Origin of the sequence: Mongoliitalea daihaiensis (assembly GCF_021596945.1) — a bacterium.
GTDB lineage: Bacteria > Bacteroidota > Bacteroidia > Cytophagales > Cyclobacteriaceae > Mongoliitalea > Mongoliitalea daihaiensis.
In genome coordinates, this window is the sequence record NZ_CP063779.1 from 581352 (window position 1) to 600724 (window position 19373).

14 protein-coding genes are annotated in these 19373 nt (G+C 37.7%); 3 read left to right on the forward strand and 11 right to left on the reverse strand.

Features of this window, described 5'->3' with window-relative positions:
- Nucleotides 1-114: 114 nt before the first annotated feature.
- Entirely contained in the window at nt 115-612 is a 498-nt protein-coding gene (locus IPZ59_RS02220; RefSeq protein ID WP_236138254.1) for a hypothetical protein, read from the reverse strand.
- Between the two features lie 168 nt (nt 613-780).
- Here IPZ59_RS02220 and IPZ59_RS02225 point away from each other — a divergent pair, with 168 nt between their 5' ends.
- Nucleotides 781-3948, forward strand: a complete 3168-nt coding sequence (locus IPZ59_RS02225; RefSeq protein ID WP_236138255.1) for a histidine kinase N-terminal 7TM domain-containing protein — start codon at nt 781-783, stop codon at nt 3946-3948.
- 16 nt (nt 3949-3964) lie between these two features.
- Here IPZ59_RS02225 and IPZ59_RS02230 read toward each other — a convergent pair whose 3' ends face one another.
- Nucleotides 3965-5206, reverse strand: a complete 1242-nt coding sequence (locus tag IPZ59_RS02230) for a dipeptidase (protein WP_236138256.1) — start codon at nt 5204-5206, stop codon at nt 3965-3967.
- A gap of 338 nt (nt 5207-5544) precedes the next feature.
- Here IPZ59_RS02230 and IPZ59_RS02235 point away from each other — a divergent pair, with 338 nt between their 5' ends.
- Nucleotides 5545-6546 (forward strand): acyl-ACP desaturase, encoded by a 1002-nt coding sequence (locus tag IPZ59_RS02235; protein WP_236138257.1) that lies wholly within the window; start codon nt 5545-5547, stop codon nt 6544-6546.
- 94 nt (nt 6547-6640) lie between these two features.
- Complete coding sequence (locus IPZ59_RS02240) at nt 6641-7495, forward strand: pirin family protein (protein ID WP_236138258.1); 855 nt, start codon at nt 6641-6643, stop codon at nt 7493-7495.
- 247 nt (nt 7496-7742) lie between these two features.
- On the opposite strand, the gene IPZ59_RS02245 is transcribed toward IPZ59_RS02240, so the two are convergent.
- From IPZ59_RS02245 to mdh, 9 genes are all read right to left on the reverse strand, one after another.
- Nucleotides 7743-8870 (reverse strand): DUF4221 family protein, encoded by a 1128-nt coding sequence (locus tag IPZ59_RS02245; RefSeq protein WP_236138259.1) that lies wholly within the window; start codon nt 8868-8870, stop codon nt 7743-7745.
- A gap of 201 nt (nt 8871-9071) precedes the next feature.
- Nucleotides 9072-9848, reverse strand: coding sequence for a Rossmann-like and DUF2520 domain-containing protein (locus IPZ59_RS02250; RefSeq protein ID WP_236138260.1), 777 nt, complete (start codon nt 9846-9848; stop codon nt 9072-9074).
- Nucleotide 9849: 1 nt separating this feature from the next.
- The gene (gene ccsA / locus IPZ59_RS02255) at nt 9850-12381 is read right to left on the reverse strand and encodes a cytochrome c biogenesis protein CcsA (RefSeq protein WP_236138261.1); all 2532 of its coding nucleotides are present in this window, start codon (nt 12379-12381) and stop codon (nt 9850-9852) included.
- 22 nt (nt 12382-12403) lie between these two features.
- A complete protein-coding gene (locus IPZ59_RS02260; protein WP_236138262.1) occupies nt 12404-12820 on the reverse strand; it encodes a cytochrome c maturation protein CcmE domain-containing protein in 417 nt (138 codons plus the stop codon).
- A 19-nt stretch (nt 12821-12839) separates the two neighbouring features.
- Nucleotides 12840-13082 (reverse strand): CcmD family protein, encoded by a 243-nt coding sequence (locus IPZ59_RS02265; RefSeq protein ID WP_236138263.1) that lies wholly within the window; start codon nt 13080-13082, stop codon nt 12840-12842.
- Nucleotides 13079-13786: a cytochrome c biogenesis protein gene (locus tag IPZ59_RS02270; RefSeq protein ID WP_262912246.1), complete on the reverse strand. Its 708-nt coding sequence runs from the start codon at nt 13784-13786 to the stop codon at nt 13079-13081. The genes IPZ59_RS02265 and IPZ59_RS02270 overlap by 4 nt, the downstream gene beginning before the upstream one ends.
- A gap of 52 nt (nt 13787-13838) precedes the next feature.
- On the reverse strand, nt 13839-15500 hold the full coding sequence (locus IPZ59_RS02275; protein ID WP_236138265.1) for a mechanosensitive ion channel family protein: 1662 nt from the start codon (nt 15498-15500) through the stop codon (nt 13839-13841).
- 71 nt (nt 15501-15571) lie between these two features.
- Complete coding sequence (locus IPZ59_RS02280) at nt 15572-18277, reverse strand: hypothetical protein (protein ID WP_236138266.1); 2706 nt, start codon at nt 18275-18277, stop codon at nt 15572-15574.
- 114 nt (nt 18278-18391) lie between these two features.
- Nucleotides 18392-19330 (reverse strand): malate dehydrogenase, encoded by a 939-nt coding sequence (mdh, locus tag IPZ59_RS02285; protein ID WP_236138267.1) that lies wholly within the window; start codon nt 19328-19330, stop codon nt 18392-18394.
- Nucleotides 19331-19373: the final 43 nt, after the last annotated feature.

The following is a 19373-nucleotide window of genomic DNA, read 5'->3' on the forward strand; positions in this document are numbered from 1 at the left end:
TAAAAAATCAAAAAAACTGAAAAAATGTCTTATTTTAAAGATTTTCTGTTTTAAAACATGCCATTTAGTCATGGAAAGTAGTGGAAAATACCACTCCTTCATGGAGACAAACACTTAATTTGAGTCTTCGACTACTTTAGTTCGTTGTTTTTCTTCATCGGTCATATACCGATCTATATCGCGTTGGTATCGCTGAATGTTCATCTCTGCCTCCTGTACTGCAATTTCAGTCTTTTTAATCGCTAACTCCATCTTTGCAAAATCAGCATCTGTCTTTTTCCCCTTTTGACGGGCCTTCTCTAGTGCTAATACCTGTTTTGAAAGTTTCAATTCAGCCTTTCCCCTTTGAGTCAAGGCTTTATCATAATTTTTCCTTGCTTTCTCTAAGTTACCAAGTCTCTTTTGCTCAGCTTTTTCAAGTGCCTGCTCTTGTTTAAGGGCCGCTTGAATCTTTTTCTCTTCGGCTTTAAGTTTGGCTAATTGCTGTTTTTCTTCTTTTTCCAGGCGCTTTTGCTCGGCAATCTCTTCCTTGCTTACTTCTTGAGCAAAAACATTAACCCCTGAACTAAAAAACAGGATTAATACAAAATAAAATGCGATTCCAATTTTCATCTTAACAATAGTTTAATTTTGCTATCTTGGCAATTTAAGTGATTTTTTTCGGCGAAAGGTCTCTTAGTTATCAAAAAAAAACACTTTCTACATTAAAATTACAATTTTTTGCTAGAATGTACTAAAGAATTTAATAATTTACGCTTTGATAGCTTGTTTTAGCAAACCATGAATCCAACCCTTGCGTTTAATCCCCTATCAGTACCTGTATTTGCCACTGGAGTTTTATTCCTAGTACTTTATTTCCTTTCTGCAAGGTCTGATAATAAACAAGGAGAAAGAAATTTTTCATTTCTTATGATCACTTGTTTCTTCTACGGTCTTTTATATGGCTTAGAATTATCTGCCGTCACAGTTGAGACATTAGTTTTATTTTTCAAGTTAGAGTTTATGGCAGGTGTGTTCATTGCACCTTTTTTACTGTTATTTATTTTAAAGTATTCCGATAAATCAAAATACATCACACCTATCAATACTTCCATTCTTTTAGGAATATCTATATTTTTCTTAATTATGATATGGACGAATGAGATTCATCATTTATTCTATCGTGAAATCTCTGGAGCACAAAATGAACTTTTCTTTGCTATTAAACTAGAATATGGGCCATTACATTGGATATATGCTATCTACAACTCTATCCTTGTTTTAATTTCAAATGTCATTTTGATCAGAATGCTTTCCTCAACACCTAGCATCTACAGAAACCAAATTTGGGTCATGTTGATAGGTACTTTGGTTCCTTGGATAGCTCATTGGGTCGCAGTAACAGGGAATTCCCCCTACAATCTGGATCTGATACCGTTTGCACTTGCATTCAGTGCGTTGATAATTTTCTGGGCACTTTACAGGTATGGTTTCTTCAAAGCTGCCCCCATCGCATTTAAAACCATCTTCAACAATATTACTGAGGGTGTAATTATTTATGATCAAACCAAGCGAATGGTTGCTTTAAATTTATCAGCAGAAACTTTTTTAAGAACACTGATGGTGAAAAATTACCAACTACTAACGAGTTTATGCGCTGAAATAAACGAGCTGTCAGAGATCATAGACGGTAAGCAAACATCAATAGTTTTAGGCAATAAAGACAACAGTCAGTTTTTTGAATTATCATCACAAGTATTTGACAACAATCAACAATCCAATAACTATTTTTTCTTGACTATCAGAAATATAACTGAGCAAAAATTTGCTGAAACGAGAATCAAAAACAATGAAGAAAAACTAAAGAACTTCAATTTAACACTCTTGAGAAGTGAGAAAATGCTCACGTCGATTGCTTTTGCTACCAAAGAACTTTTGTCTAACCCCGATTTTACGTTAGCTACTCAAAAAGCTATTACCTTATTAGGAGATGGGGCTGGAGTGGATCGTGCCTATTTATTTGAGTCTAGCAAAGATGAGGATGGAGACTATTTCATTTCCCAACGATTTGAATGGAGTGCTCATGGTGTACCCCCTGAAATCGATAATCCAAATTTACAGAATATACCATTGGGTATATTTGGAGAAACTGCCTTTTCAAAATTTCTGAAAAATCAATATTTCTATTCCATTGTAGAGAAAATACAAGAAGACAGTATTCGTGAATTCCTTCAATTTCAGGGCATTAAAACCATTTTACTAATTCCAGTTTTCGTAGAAAAAGAATTTTGGGGCTTAGTAGGATTTGATGACTGTACAGAAGAAAAAGAATGGAGTGAAGCAGAAACAGCTTTATTGATCAGCTTTGCCGACTCTATCTCCAATGCTGTAGAACGTAAGAAGTTGGAAGAAAGTCTCCGCTTTTCAATGGAGCAAGCAAAAGAAGCATCAACTGCAAAATCTGAATTTCTGGCAAATATGAGTCACGAAATCCGTACACCATTAAATGGTGTGATTGGTTTTGCCGATTTATTGATCAAAACAGACCTCAAAAAAGAGCAAAGAGAATACATCGGTTCGATTATGCAATCAGGAAAATTGCTCTTGAACCTTATCAATGATATCCTTGATTTCTCGAAAATTGAAGCCGGGAAACTAGAGTTAAGCTTGACACCATGCAATGTCAATGAAATTGCTAAGGAAAGCTTGAAACTTATTCTACCTACCGCGGATGAAAAAAATCTTCAATTAGTGCTCTCTATAGACCCTCAAGTCCCTCATTATGTGATTGCAGATATGATGCGGGTGAAGCAGATTTTGATCAACTTATTGAGCAATGCGGCAAAATTTACGACAGAAGGTGAAATCGAACTCAAGGTGACATTGAAAGCGTCAAATAAAGCAGAAAACACCAGTAAGATTGAGTTCTCCGTACGAGATACAGGAATTGGTATCTCAGATGAGAAAAAACTAATCATTTTTGAAGCTTTTGCCCAAGAAGATAATTCCACTACAAGAAAATATGGAGGAACAGGGTTGGGTCTTAGCATCTGTAATAAGTTATTGGAGTTGATGAATAGTGGCTTAACGGTACAAAGCGAGGTAAATAAAGGTAGCATTTTTGCCTTTGAACTCGAATTAGAAAACTGTCAAGAGCCTGAGGCAGCAGTTGAGAAAAAGGTTATTCCAAAAAGACAGAAAAAAAGTGAAGCGCCAAACCCCACTACACCAAAAGATGAATTAAAGATTTTACTGGTAGATGATAATCCCGTCAATATGCTTTTGGCTAAAACGATTGTCAAAAACTTGGTTCCAAAAACTCATATCCTTGAAGCAAAAAATGGAATTGAAGCCGTTGAACAATTTAAAGCTAACAAACCTTCCCTGATTTTTATGGATATTCAAATGCCAGAAATGAGTGGATATGAGGCCACCAAAATCATCAGAGAACACGAAAAAAACAGTGGAGACAGGGTTCCTATCATCGCTTTGACCGCAGGCACTGTCAAGGGAGAATATGACAAATGCCTATCCATAGGAATGGATGCTTATTTAAGTAAACCTGTATTAGTATCTGATATAGAAGCTGTCATTGAAAAATACCTTGATGTATTAGATAAAACTTCTACAGAACAGAAGCCTGTACTTTCCAGATATGAAGAGTTTAGAGAAGCAGACCCTGAATTCTTCAAAGAGTTATTAGAAATTAGCTATGGCAATCTTACTAAACTACGGACTGACCTAACGATGCATTTAGAAAATGGAGACCTAAAGCTTTTAAAGCAAACAGGCCATGCACTGAAAGGATTAGGATTGAATTTAGATCTCCCCAGCCTCACCGAATTGGCTAGTCAAGTTGAAAAAGTCTCTGAGCTAGGGACGCAAGCAACTAACAAGACAGCCGCTCTCAATGATGAAATAAGCTTTATTCTTAACAATATCGATAAAGAGTTAACTCAAATCAATTGAAAGCGGCTAATCAAAATCATTTAGCCATCGCTAACACATCTTCCCATACACGGAAGAAATTCCCATGACAAATTTTAATAATGTCTTCTTTGCTATAACCTCGTTTCATTAATTCTGCAATAATATTTGGATACATAGATGCATCTTTCAACCCTTCGGGCAAGGTATCTCCCACTCCATCAAAGTCAGATCCTAATCCCACATAATCAATCCCCACTAGGTTCACCACATGATCAATATGATCCACAACCTTTGACACATGGACAACAGGCTTGTTGGCTTCCATGTATTCGGTAATGTAAGCTACTGCTTCCTCATCTCTTCTATTGAGGTTCTTTTCAGCAAGCCAGTTTTGAACATGGGCACGGTTTGCACTGTTTTTTTCTGAAAACTCCTGATCGATAAAACTTCCTCCAAAGGTGATCATAACAAGACCATTTTTTTCAGCAATCTTTTGGATGATTTCATCCGAAACATTCCGCTCAAATCCCGGAGTAAAGTGTCGAGCAGAACTGTGGGTAGCAACAATAGGAGCTTTACTAAGAGCCGCTACATCAAAGAAGGTTTTATCGGTGATATGAGAAACATCGATGATCATTCCCAAACGATTCATTTCCAATACCACTTCTTTTCCAAATTCACTTAAACCCCCATGAGTTTCGGCGGTATCATACGATGAATCTCCAACCAAATTGTCTCTTCCATGCGTCAGCGTCATATATCGGATCCCTTTATCGAAAAAATAAGCAACATTTGATAGATCATCCTCAATAGCAGCTGCATTTTCTATTCCCATGGGAAGAGACATCAAGCCTTTATTGAAATTATCACGAACCTCTCGAGGACTTTTGGCTAAGGCCAACTTATCAGGCCAAGTATTGACCATACGTTCCACCATCATGATCAGCGTATCTGCCAAATCTTTGGCACCACCCATGGTCTGAAAAGCAGCAGGAATATAAATCGCCATGAAAGGCGCATCCATTCCTCCCTCTTTTGCCCGAACATAGTCAATATTCCCTTCCTCCTGTCTCTCTATAAAGTTATATACCGAACCATTCATATGATTCCCTAAGTTGTACATACGGAATGGTAAATCCATATGTCCATCAACGATGATGGTCTCTAGTGCGAGTGTTTTGGCTGCTTCAAGTCGCTCTTCATCGCTAAGAGAAGTATAATCAATCTCGGTCTCTGCTACGGGTCCACAAGCCCAAAAGATGGCGGATCCCACAAAGGATAATAAATACTTTTTCATAGTAAATTGATTTGGTTTTAATTGTCTACACATTTGAAAATCTATATGACGCACTTTTTTAAAAATAAAGTTTCAAAAAAGCTGCATTATAATTATTCTAAAGTATAAAATTTTGAATTTTTACGTTATCATTCTGTACAGACGGCAACAATGATGGGTAAATAGCAATCTGAAAGGACCGACCAAAGACAAAAATAAGCACTTATGGAAACCCAAAATACAAATCGGGTTTTTTAGTACACATTGTCAAGTATTGTTCTTAATTTTATAAAGTAATTGTAAATCGGTTCTGTTTGCTTGTGTCATACTAATACAAGTATTACGCCGAAAAAAAGAATATGAGTAAAGTAGAAAAAATTAATTATGAGTTGGAAAAAAACTTGGAAGTTATATCCCAGCTCGATGGCTATGTGACTCACGCTGTGGAAAACATCTTGGTGGATCCAGATGAATGCTGGCAACCAACCGATTTTCTACCGGATATGTCCAAAGCGGATGCTTTTGATGAGTTAAAAAAACTCCAAGAACGATCCGCAAATATTCCAGATACAATCATTACCTCACTTGTAGGTAACATGATAACCGAGGAGGCTTTACCAAGTTATCAAACCTACTTCAACCTACTTGAAGGTATCAATGTAGAAGGCTCTTTATTGAGCAATTCGGGTTGGGTAAGATGGTCCAAAGCTTGGACTGCTGAGGAAAACAGACATGGAGATTTGCTCAATAAGTACTTATACTTATCTGGCAGATGCGATATGAAAAAAGTGGAGCAAACGATTCATCGATTGATATACAATGGTTTTGATCCCCGCTCTGAAGGAGATCCTTATCAGGCGATTATCTATACTTCTTTTCAGGAAAGAGCCACAAAAATATCTCATGTGAATACAGGAAAGCTTGCCGATAAGGCAGGAGATGATGTATTGTCAAGAATCTGCAAAACAATTGCTGGTGACGAAGCTAGACACGAAAAAGCTTATAAGAGCTTTATGTCACAAATATTTGAAATCGATCCTAATGGTGCTATCCTAGCATTTGAAAAAATGATGAGGAAACAAATTGTCATGCCTGCCATTTTAATGGGAACAGGAGGAAGCAATCCTAGCTTATTTGATCAATTCTCTGCGATTACTCAAAAAATCGGTGTTTATACTGGATGGGATTATGCAAGAATTATCGATCACTTGGTCAAACTTTGGGATATTGAAAAACTAACCGGACTCAACGGAATGGCAGCAAAAGCCCAAGACTACCTCGCAAACCTAAGTGACCGGTATATGAGAGTAGCAGACCGAATGAAAGCACCAGAGGAAATCACCCTCGCTTGGTTAAAATAACTGATAAAAGCCTGGTTAATCCAGGCTTTTTTATTTTCCATGGAACAAATCTTACCGATTTACGCTTATTACATGTATATACATCTATTTTCTTATGAGAACGATTAAAAACATACACCAAGCTGATTATCATCCCATAGCGGACCTTACCACATACAACCCATTACCTTCTCCAAGGCTCAGACAAATTGATCCTTTTATTTTCCTTAACCATCATGGTTTACAGAAATACCCAAAAAACAACAATGGGTTACCCTTTGGACCGCATCCTCATAGAGGCATGGAAACTGTCACATTCATTTTGGAAGGTGATATCATGCACAAAGATTCCGGTGGTCATGAATCAGTGATTCAGGCTGGAGGCATTCAATGGATGACGGCTGGAAGAGGTTTGATTCATGCAGAAGTTTCTTCCAGTGAATTCAAAAAAAATGGTGGGGACTTAGAAATTCTCCAACTGTGGCTGAATCTTCCTGCAAAGTATAAAATGACTGAACCTCGGTACATAGGGCTTCAAAAAGATGAAATCACACATTTTGAACTGAATGAAGGAAAAGCGAAAGTTCAATTGATCGCAGGAGAATGGAATGGACTACAAGGTTCCTTTGAAACGTTGACACCAATCTTTTTGAGTACTATCCATCTTTCAAAAGGAGCAATCATTGAAAAAACCATCCCTAGCAATGAAAATATCTTCTTCTACATCGTCAGAGGCAAAGTGAATATTTTGGGAGAGCAAATTCCATTCAGAAACCTCGTAGAATTCAATAATAATGGAGACCTTCTGAAATTTGAAGCTTCAGAAGATGCAGTAGTTATCCTAGGCCATGCAGTTCCTTTCAATGAGCCTATGGTAGCGCAAGGCCCATTTGTGATGAATACCCAACAAGAAATCATGGAAGCTTACAGAGACTATCAATTAGGAAAATTTGGCTCATGGGAGCATTAAAAAAGGATTTGATCATCCGCAATTTCACTAGATCTACAATACTAAAAAGACTATTGCAGATGATCTCGTCCACAGCCAAGGTACCACAGTCAGCAGATGCTTGAAAACATAATGAATAGATTCACCGGATTAGCTAATGGAGTGATAACTGGTAATCAAATAAAACATTTGTTCTTCAAACCTAACACCCCGAAACAAGCTTCTTTAGAATGTTTCGGGGTGTTTTTAACTTCTAGAGTAATGACAATCACTTTTCCGTTACTTTAAGCAACTCAAACTTAAACATATCTTCTTCGTTTGCAGGATTATCAGGATGATTGATGGAGATATATAATCCATCTTGATGGATGAAAAAATTGGTTGGCAAATATCTACCAGCTTCAAAATAAGATTCCCCAAGAACATTCAACTCATCATCTAAAACCATGATAACGAAAGGGCCTGGAGAGGTTCTCAATCGTTGGATTTCATTCAGGTCAGTAAGGTCAAGTGTTGGGTAAGCAAATCTATAGTACAGATTTCTGTAGGCATCGTAAATCAGGTTATCATACCTAGAACTGGTATTCATATACTGCATGGTTTCCAATCGCTCACCTCCTGAAGGAAATAGTTTTAATTGCGCATCTAAATATTGACTAGCTGCATCTTTTGACTTCAACTCTTCTTCAAATGAAGAAGCATAGAAAAGCCGATGATCACCAAATAAGGAATAAACAATTCTGTCTTTCCCCCGAGCCATACTTGCTTCAAAATGTTTCAACCCATCTGCTAAATAGTCATTGGGATAGAGATGATTTGCAAACCTCACATCGCCACTAGTTAGATTAATTGCATAAACCATATGACTTGAACTCAAAAGCTCATTAGTAAATTCGCGGTAATTTCCATTCACATGAGTTTTTATGAGTAATTCGCCCTCCAAAACTATGGGAGGAGACAGAAAATAGGAAGGATGAACAAAAGCTGAGGAATAACCATCGGGCACATCATATTTCAGTCGCTGCTTGAGTACACCACTTGTATCTGTCAAATAAATCATAGGAGCACTTTGACCAAAAAGAAATATACTGTCCAAGGTATGGACATGAAATCCAAACAAATTTCCCACTCCTTGATCTCCTTCGATTTCAAAATTCAAGCGTTTCACTAAATCCCCATTAGCTATATCGTAGACTTGGATTTCATTTTGCTGCCAAACAATATTGAATACTAATCCATCAAAAGCTGAAAAACCTAGACTTACATTAGGAGTCCTATCATCAATATCTAAAGATATCACAACTCCCGAAGCTTCAAGCTTCTTCTCAGTTTGCTTTTTTTGGGAACAAGCAAAAGCAACGACAGTGAACAAAAAAGCTAATTTCCAAAATTTCATGGTTCATTCATTTCTTCTAGACAAACAAGGAATATGCAATAATAATAATAATACAAGACAAACTTAGTTGAAATTAACTAAATAAACACCCAAATAAAATTAGTGTATAGGTGAGAGACACTCGAGTGAAAGGTTTATGAGCTAAGAAAAAACTGATGTAAAAAAACAAGCAATAATTTCCTCTAGTGCTTTTTCATATTGCTAGTGCGAATCTATAATATCCTGGGAAATCAAGCGATATATTTCCGCAACTTGTTCGTTATAGTTTAAAAAACGATAATGTTCTTCCATCGTATCAAAGTCCTCCCGTCTAGCTGGACCAGTTTGAGCTTTTTTTGCACCTAGTTCTAAACTTTTGCTGATGCTCTCGATGATGAGGGGCTTCAACATTTCAAAGTCCAAACCCTGCCTTGCCATAATCTCCTCTGACAATCGGATCATATGATTCGAAAAGTTACTGGCAAACACTGCTGCTACATGAAGGGCTTTTCGATCTTTAGAGCGGACTACATATACTAGGTCAGAAAGACTTTTTGCAAGATTTTTTAATTTCCTTAAAACCTCCGCATCATCAGCCTCCACTAAAAATGGAACCTCACTAAAATCCAATCCTCTTCCCTTAGTAAAGGTTTGTAATGGATAAAATATACCAGTGTAACTTGCCGAGCTATATCCCAATACATCTATGGGCAAGGTACCTGAGGTATGAACCAGTATACTGTTTTCCGGAAGAATGATTGAGTCTGCCACGGAGGCAACCGCATCATCAGATACTGCCAAAATAAAAATCTCCGCTTCTGATTCAGAAAAATCGAGGGAATCAATCGCTTCTGTAGTATAAAGCTTGGACGTTATTTTAATTGCTTTTTGAATATCCCGACCATATACTTCTGTAACATTGTGCCCGGCATCTTCCAATGCACTTGAAAGATGCCAAGCAATATTACCTGTACCTATGATCGCAATAGAAAAGGCCATCTTAGTATTCCAATCCTTTATCCCTCATACTTTTAAATTCAACATATCGTCGATAAATAGCGACACAGAATCCTATTAACATTATAATCGTACCTACCCAAAGTATATTGATTTGTGGCTTAATTATCGCCTTCAAGACAACATAGTCTTTTTGATAACGATTTACTGTAAATACAAACTTATTTTCTTCAGGAATAATATTTGTCAGCTCTACCTTAACACCCAATTCACTATCAATCACTGGAATTCGACCAATTTGAGCACCTCGAATGATAAATATAGGTTCGATTTTCTTCTCAACATCATAATCCTGTACAGTCAGCTTAGCTTTTACGGCAACATCCCCGTCAAAAAGCGGAACTCCATCTACTTCTGTTAAAACTTCCCCACCTTCAAAATTGGTTACGAAATCAGCAATGAAGAAGGTATCACCAGGAGCTACTTCATACGTCTCATCATCTCTCCATTCAGGGTCCTCAAAGTCATTGATGGCAGAAACAAAGGTGTATAAATCTCTATTAACAAATCTTCTAGAATCCGGGGATGAAATCAATCCCATGGAGGTGTTGAATTGAGACATTGGATTTAGAGAAAATTGAAATTCATCCTCTTTGTAATAGTCAATTCTGAAATAATCATTCTCCTCTAATACAATGGGAACAACATCGCCTTTTTCAAAATAGGTTTTTCCTCTAATTACAATATCGGCTTTAGCAATTGCTTCGTTGGTACGATCTGTTTCCTGTAGGTATTTTACCGGAACCAATTCTGGCACACCACTTACTTTTTTCTGCCGGCCCCTGTAGACAGCTGTGTACTCCTTTATCTGAGTAGGTTTATTGATCCACAACAGCACGTGCTCTTTATTGAGTTCGTCCTCCCATGAATTACTATATACCAATCCAGACATATTCTGAGAAATCACTTCGGAATAACCCGAAGAGAACATCGTACCAATTAAAATTAAACCCAATCCAATATGTGCAAGCGAGCCACCCGCCAATTTGAATGTTGATTTTTTTAACAGACGCGTTAAAATAGTGGCATTTGCAACAATAGTAAATACCGAAGCCAACACAACAATGATATAGGTAATATCAAAAACTTTACCCGCTACAATAATGACAGCAGAAATTATTACAGAAATGATGTAAGGAACTACCAAAGCTTCACGCAAAGCTTTCGCATCCATTTTATTCCACCAAAAATACTGTCCTACTGCTGTAAGCAAGGCAACAGCTACAGCAAACCATAATTGGAATTTAGTATAAAAGCCAACCTGATCTACAGGAGGAGCGATATTGGATATCCCTCCAAAACTCTCTATGATAGCATTCCAAACTGGGATCGATGTAGGAAGGATTACTTGGAATGCCATCAAAGCCAAAGTAGTGGCGCCAATGAAAATCCAAAATTCACGGGAATAAACGTCGGCTTCTTTTTCAGATGTAGGAATATGTTTCCAATGTTTGGCCGCAAAGTAGATAGCCACCGCCAAAAAGAAGAGCATGTATATCAACAATTGACCAGATAATCCCAAATCCGTAAAGGAGTGAACGGACGAATCTCCCAATACTCCAGAACGTACCAAAAAAGTAGCATACAATACCAAAATGAAAGAAGTGATGATCAAGACAATGGACGACTTGAGAGCAGTGCTGCTTTTCTTAAAGGTAATCATAGTGTGAATACCAGCCACTAAAATCAACCAGGGTACATACACGGCATTTTCAACGGGATCCCAGTTCCAATAACCTCCAAAATTTAAAGTCACATAAGCCCAATAAGCTCCCATAATAATTCCCATACCCAATATCATGGCCGAGAATTGAGCCCAAGGAAGAGCGGGTCTTACCCATTCAGTGTATTTTCTGGTTGCTAAGCCTCCGATGAGGAATGCAAAAGGCACCAAGGTAGACGCATATCCCAAAAAAAGTGTAGGAGGGTGAATTACCATCCAAATATTTTGTAACAGTGGATTAAGTCCAGTGCCATCTTCCGGAACAAACTCAGGGTTTAGCTGGAAAATAGGAGCATTCAATGCATCTCTAAGTAAAATAAATGGAGAACTACCGATTTTCAAATCGCCTATCACCACACCTAGGATCATGGAGACCAAGAAAGCCTGCACCATCATAAACACTACCATTACTGGCCCTTCCCATTTCTTATTGGTCCGTATCAGGACTAGTCCTAAGATTACATTCCAAAATATCCAGAGGATAAAAGAGCCTTCCTGACCTTCCCAGAAGCTGGAAACCATGTAATGCACAGGTAAAGCCATGGAAGAATGCGAATAGGCATAGAAATATTCAAAGCGGTGATTGTAGATGATCTCAAACAACGCAAATACGATGGCGAAACTCGCAACAGAGTGAATGTAAAAGAAAATACGGCTAAAACGACCCCAATTAGCTTTCTCTAATTCGGGGGCATTGGTATATTGGTAGTAGCCATAAGCTGTAATCAAAGAGGTCACAAATGCTAAAATAACAGCAAAGTGACCGATATTACCGATCAGGGTATTTATCATATGTTTTGTAGTTAGTTAGGAGTTACATACCCGCTTGAGCGATATCTGTCTCCTGATACTTAGATGGGCACTTCATGAGGATTTTGTCAGCGACAAACAATTCCTCATTTTTATAGGAGCCAATTACAACAACCTGTTCTGCTCTCGCAAAATCAGGTGGAACAGGCTCATTATAAAAAACTTTTTGTTCAGTCCCATCATTATCAACCATCTTAAAATAAAATGAAGTTTTATTTGGGTTCACTTCTATTCCCTCCACGGTTCCATTTTCACCTTTTTTCAACTCACCAACCACATGAATAGGCTTTTCATCCCCTTTCATCATCATGTTTTTGGCTGTTGCAAAACTTTCGTACGTACTCGCATCACCAATCATTGAAATGATGATGATAATCGCTATTGCAATTACCCCCAAACCCAACAAATGTCCCTTTTTCATATTCGTAATTTTAATATTTTTAGTTTTTCAAAAGCTCCTCCATCCGGGCGACTTTTCTGTCCGTATTTACGACATAACCAACTATGCCTACAAAGACAATTACTATAATCCCCACCAAGACATAAATTTTGCCCTCTGAGCGCATCACATCAGCCATCTCTACACGGGTATTTTGATAATCCGCCTCGTTTATCTCAATTTTCTCCTGAGCATACACTTGCATACTCAACGCCATAAAAAGGATGATTAAATATTTTCTCATGACACTTGATTGATCAGTTTATCTTCTAGTTTTCTTTCTACTCTTCTAAGCCTTACACGTACTACGCTCAACCAAGTTCCCAAAAGTGTCCATCCAATGATTGCAGGATAAAAGACCATACGTAATTTACTATCGAGATCATAGGCATTAAAGCCAGGATTTCCACCGTTACCGGGATGAAGACTATCTGTTAATCTTGGTAAAACAAAAATTAACGGAATAAAGGCTGCAAATGCAAAAATATTATAAACAGCACCAATCCTTGCGCGCTGATGCACGTCTGTCAGTGAATTTCTTAAAATGGAATACGCAAAATACATCAATAGCCCGATGGCTGAGGCATTTTGTTTGGGGTCCCCACTCCAATAATCTCCCCAAGTAAATTTGGCCCATAACATCCCTGTTACAATGCCAAGAATACCAAACAAGATCGCTGCATTTGTAAATTCAACAGCCATATCATCATGTTTGAGGTCGTTGGTACGAAGGTATTTTACACTTTGAACCACTGCGACTACCAACAAAATGATCATCCCAAACCACATGGTCACATGGAAGTAAAGGGCTCTTATTGTTTCATTTAATATAGGAAGACGTGGTACGTCCTGCAACAACCCAACGGTTATCGTATACAGGAGCAATGCAATCGTAAGGAATTTCCACCAATTTTTTTTCATCAGCGTATTTTTTGCTAATAATTGCAAAAATACGCTATAAGTTCCTGATTACTGTGCTTTTTATCATAAACTTCCCCGCTTATTCTTTCTTACCAAGTTCCTGATTGAAAAACTGAGACAGTTTTTGTTTGTAAACCATACTGTCTGTAGGATAAACAGGGACCAAATCCTTTTTCTCAGGAAAACTCTCCATATGGAGGGTCTGTGTTGGAAATGCAAATCGAACACCCAGTACCTCTGATAATTGGACGATTTGAATTAAGATCTCATGCCTACAACGCAGCTCCTCGGGCCATGTTGGAACTTCAAAAAATATATAAAACATAATATCCTTACTGTATGAAGAAAGATTATTGAAGTAGATATTAAAGGCATCCTTTCGTGTATCGGGATGATTCAAAACGATTTCTCTTAGACCTTCCACAAAGGTTTCAACCAACTCATGAGGAGTATCATAGGTAATGGTAAGCGTAGTATAAAACCTCCGATACTTTCGCAATCCATGATTATCAATCGTAGCATCCGCAATTTTACCATTGGGGATGTAGGTTACAGAATTGCGAAAGGTCCGTATACGCGTAGATCTAAAACCCACTTCCTCTACGGTTCCATCTACGTCACCTGAAGTGATCCAATCTCCTACTTGAAAGGGCTTATCAATAAAAATCATTACCGAACCAAAAAAGTTTTTGATGGTGTCTTGAGCCGCCAAAGCAAATGCCAAACCACCAATAGATAGACCCGTTAGAAAAGGTACAATATCAACATCCAAGCCTTCTTTCAAAATAAATAAAGTACCTACGACCACCACAAAAGACTTTAAAGTCTTTCGAATCAATGGCACCAATTGGTCATCTAGCGTGGACTCTGTTTTCTCTGCAAGCTTAGCAAAGTACAAGGCAATGATGTCTACTATTTTGTAAAAAACAATAGTTAAAACAAATGGCTTGGCTGCATGAAGTATTTTAAGCACAAACGAAACTACTTCTACTGGCAATTGAAGCAATCGGATCACCAACGCAGAAACCAATAAAATCAAATAAATACTAAGCACTTTTGCTACAGGTAAAATATACCGTTCACCCAAATTCCCGTAGCCCATTCGATTAAGCGTGTAGAGAATGACGCGGTCAAAAATGAATGTGAAGAGTTTATGAGCCAAAAACAGGAGTAAAATAAATCCGAAAAGCCCAACCAATTGCCAAGTTTGAAATCCAAAATAAGTGTTAGTCCCAATCTTGGGCAGTTGGTTCATGAGTTTGTCTGTTCCAAAAGGAAAAGTAGCTTGGTGCAACTCATCAATTTGACTGACTGTAAAAGCACTGAATTTCCACTCGTTTTCATACCGCTGCAGATATACCAATGGTAATACTTTACTATCAAAAAAATACTTTGCTTGATTTGTAAATACCGTGTCTATGTAGGAGGCTTCACTCGGTATTTCTGAGAATTTTACAACCACCCCATTCCCATCAAAAATCTGCTTTAACTTGAATGCCAATTCACTGAAATCTACATCTCCAGCTAATTCCTCAGTCATCAATGCCATAGCTGCTGCTTCTGGATCGAAGTTGTCTTCTCGTAGATTTAAGAAAAAAGTCAACGATGCGGTGTACGGGGATTGAAGATTATGATAATCTTCTGGATCTATCGGAACAGGACTCCCATCGATCATCACCTGAGCAGAGACTACATTCCAGCTTAAACAAATAATCACCCAAATCCAACTAAATCTTTTCATTCAACTAAAATATAATTTAATTGCAAAAGTAAGAAATTTATACTTTTCGAGCCATTTATGAAAAATACTTCTCAAAAAGGTAACCTATACTCTGCCAGCTTATTCCCAGAAATTGTATAAATCAAGTATTCATTTTGACTTCCCGCATACACTAGTTCCATCTTTTCTGCTGCAGAAATCGGCATCGCATTCAGTAAGTCTCCTTGCAAGTTATAGAGGTATAGAAATTCCTGCTCTTTGTCCAGTAAGCCTATCAAACTCTTATCTCCCCCAAAGATAAACAACTGAAGTTCGATCTGTTCCGATACAACTTCTTTGTAGAAAAGAAGCTGATAAGATTCGTCGTAAAAAGTAACTCTATTATAACTGTGCGTCGCAATCAAATAGCGATCTTCTTTTTGATCCTTGACTAACATAAAACGAGTGTCTCGATCTTCCTTTTCCAACTGATTGCGATAGGTGAGCTCTCCATTAAAATTAACCTGAACTACTTCTCCTCCTGATGTAACTGTAACCAAACGGGTATCTTTAGCATTCCCTCGCTCAATGATAGCATAATCTGCATGAAGTGCATCTCCCAATCGGAATGGGCTACCAACCTCTGGCTCTCCCCTTCTATTGAAAAAGTACAACTCCCCTCGCTTGGAAAGGGCTATCATGCGATCACCAACACCAGCTATTCTTCGATGAGCAGGCGGTACAACTGGCTCAGCACTGATTTCTTTTGGGTTCCAGCCATCCAATGGCTTTCCAACCCGATCAAGTAGCCACAAATTACCTTCTGAAGTCCCTATAAAATATCGGTAATCTCTGTCATTATTATAGTCTACCAAATTCAAATGTGTAATTGGTTCCTGGACCGGGCGTACAGGGAATCCTGCAAGGTAATTGCCCAATCGATCTACTATATGAATCTGATTGTTGGTAGCAAAAATCATTTGAAGTTTGCCGTTTTTCAAATAATCTACTTGATAAATCTCAGAAACTATCGGCCCTTCTAAGTTTTTGGAGAAAACCTGTTCCATATCTTTGGTGACAAGATACATGGTGTAGTTTTCGTCTTGAATTACAAATTCTGGACTTTTATCGTTGAAGTTTAAGATTCGCTTAGGACCATAAATCAAGGTTGCTGGCAAAGTCAATGACTTCGTTTCCGTAAGAAACACATCTTGCCTTACTTCTGATTTAGCCACAGCTGCTTGATGCCCCAACCGAATAGTAGTATTGAATTGGTTGGATGAAAAATCCTGAAAACTGATATTCAAACTTTGAAAAGACTGAAGGTTTTTCGTGTACTTTTGAAAAAATGGAGTCCAAGAAGGCGCACTTATATCAATTAATGTACTCCATGATAGGGGAATGTCTAAATAATACTGAATAACTTGTTCAGGGTTCCTGTAATATACCTGTCTACTTACATTGGTAGAGGAAAAATCATTTAAAAACAACTTCAGCGCCTTGGAAGAGTTGGCAAATACCAAGAACCCATCTAAAGATGTCACATAGGTATCAGGAAAGCCTAGATATTTTCCTCCAAACAAATGACCTGGAAACTCCTCTACAGCCAAAACAAAGATTTCTTTCCCCTCAAAAAAGTCTACTGATCCTAATGATGGATTGGATTGACCCAAAGCAGGATTAAAAGACTTCAGAAGATCTATTTGTTTGGCCTGTTCTTTAGTTTTGACCAAAAGCACTTTATCTAATGGATTGTTACCTACTTTTTCGAAATTAAGTAATAGTAGCTGACCCTCTAATTGATCCATAAAGCCATTTTCAAACAACTTTTTTTCTATATCCCCCTTCACAGTATTTTTCTCCACAAAGCCTTGATTTTCAAAAAAATTAAGGTTTGTAACTGTATTTAAATTAAAGCTGACCCAAGAAGCTACTCGATTGGAAACAAATTGATCTACTTCAAATTTTTCTGAGCTTACTTCAGGAATCACAGAAGTATCAGGAAAAAGTGTTTTTCCAATCAACACTATTTCCCCTTCTTCAAAATCAATCGCATAATTCCCCATTAATATATTTTTAGAGAAAAGCTGATCTAGCGGTTGACTTTGATTTTTAGACAATCCTTCAATTAATCTTGCAAAACCATGGGAAGAAATTCTCAAAATCCCCAATCCGTCATGGTCAACTTTGGTTTGAAAAAGAGGCTTGTAAACCATTTTAAAGCTTGATAAGGAGTTGTTTTGGGAATGTCGGATAGCTTCCTCTACCAAAAAAGAAGTGAAACTACCTACTAACACGTCTCCTACCCAAGTAAATGAAAAATTCCTATCCAAATTAAGCGATTGAAACTCCTTAATGGTAACTCCAGAATACATCCGTTCATTAATCTGACTGAGCTCTGGAAGATTGGCCTCCAGGTAGTTTAAGAAATCTTTTTCGTTTGCTTTTTTTAAATGGAGTGTAAACAATAAATCAAAATCATCCTTTCCTACAGGATGTAAAGAAACTGTCATTTTTTTCCCTCGCAAAAGATCTGGAAATGATTGAAACCCTTCCAAAAGGGAAGAAAAGGCTGATACTTGAGCGTCCGCAGCGCTGATAGATGGGATTTCTTGTAAGTTAAACCAAAAGGGCTGTGAGGTCAGATTTTGCCAAAACTCATCCCCTTTTTGTGTTTCCAGTACAAAGATTGCATCTGCCGAGATCAATTGTAGCCCATCTGCATCCTTTTTACCAACGAGCTCTTGGTATACATAAAAGCCTCCATAAAGAAGACCTGCAAAAAACAAACTTAATGAAATGAATTTTATTATTCTCACAGAACAGTTAACGCTAAATATTAATCAATAGGATGAACTCAACCCAAAAATAGTAATAAAACAAAAATCCCGACAATCTATCGGGATTCTTGAATTCTTCGTATTAGAAATGAATTATTTGGAAGATAACTTATCCAATACGTTCATTACTTCTTTTACATGACCTCTAGACACTTCCAAAAGAGCTTTTTCGTCAGCATTTAGATCTAGTTCAATGACTTTTTCAACTCCATTTTTACCAAGGATTACAGGTACACCCAAGTAGCAATCATCGATACCGTATTCGCCATCAAGCTTGATACATACAGGGAATACCCTGCGCTGGTTTTTCAAGATAGATTCTACCATTTGAGCAGCAGCAGATCCTGGCGCATACCATGCAGAAGTACCCATCAATTTTACCAACTCGCCACCACCAAATTTGGTGCGCTCAATAATTGCATCTAGCTTATCTGCAGCAATCAACTCCGTCACGGGAATACCAGCAACTGTGGTATATCTCGGAAGAGGGACCATGGTGTCACCGTGACCACCCATCAAAATAGCTTGGATTTCTTTACCAGAGATATTTAACTCTTCGGCCAAGAATGCTCTGTAACGGGCAGTATCCAAAATTCCAGCCATTCCCAAAACTTTTGTTCTTGGAAGTTTGGACGTGATATGTGCCTGATACGTCATGACGTCCAATGGATTGGAAACCACAATAATAATAGCGTTTGGAGAATATTTTACTACATTCTCTGTAACAGTTTTAACAATACCCGCATTGGTTTCGATCAAATCATCGCGGGTCATTCCTGGCTTTCTCGGAAGACCTGAAGTAATTACGACAACGTCTGAATCTGCTGTTTTTGAGTAGTCATTTGTACTACCAACAGTTCTGCTATCATATTGATTAATTGGAGCTTTTTGCCAGATATCTAGAGCTTTACCCTCAGCCATACCTTCTTTGATGTCCAATAAAACAATTTCTTCAGCTATTTCTCTGTAAGCCAAAACATCCGCACAGGTAGCACCTACGTTACCTGCTCCAACTACAGTTACTTTTGTCATGATATATGGATTTATTTTTAGTTAATATTTGATTTTTTTACGT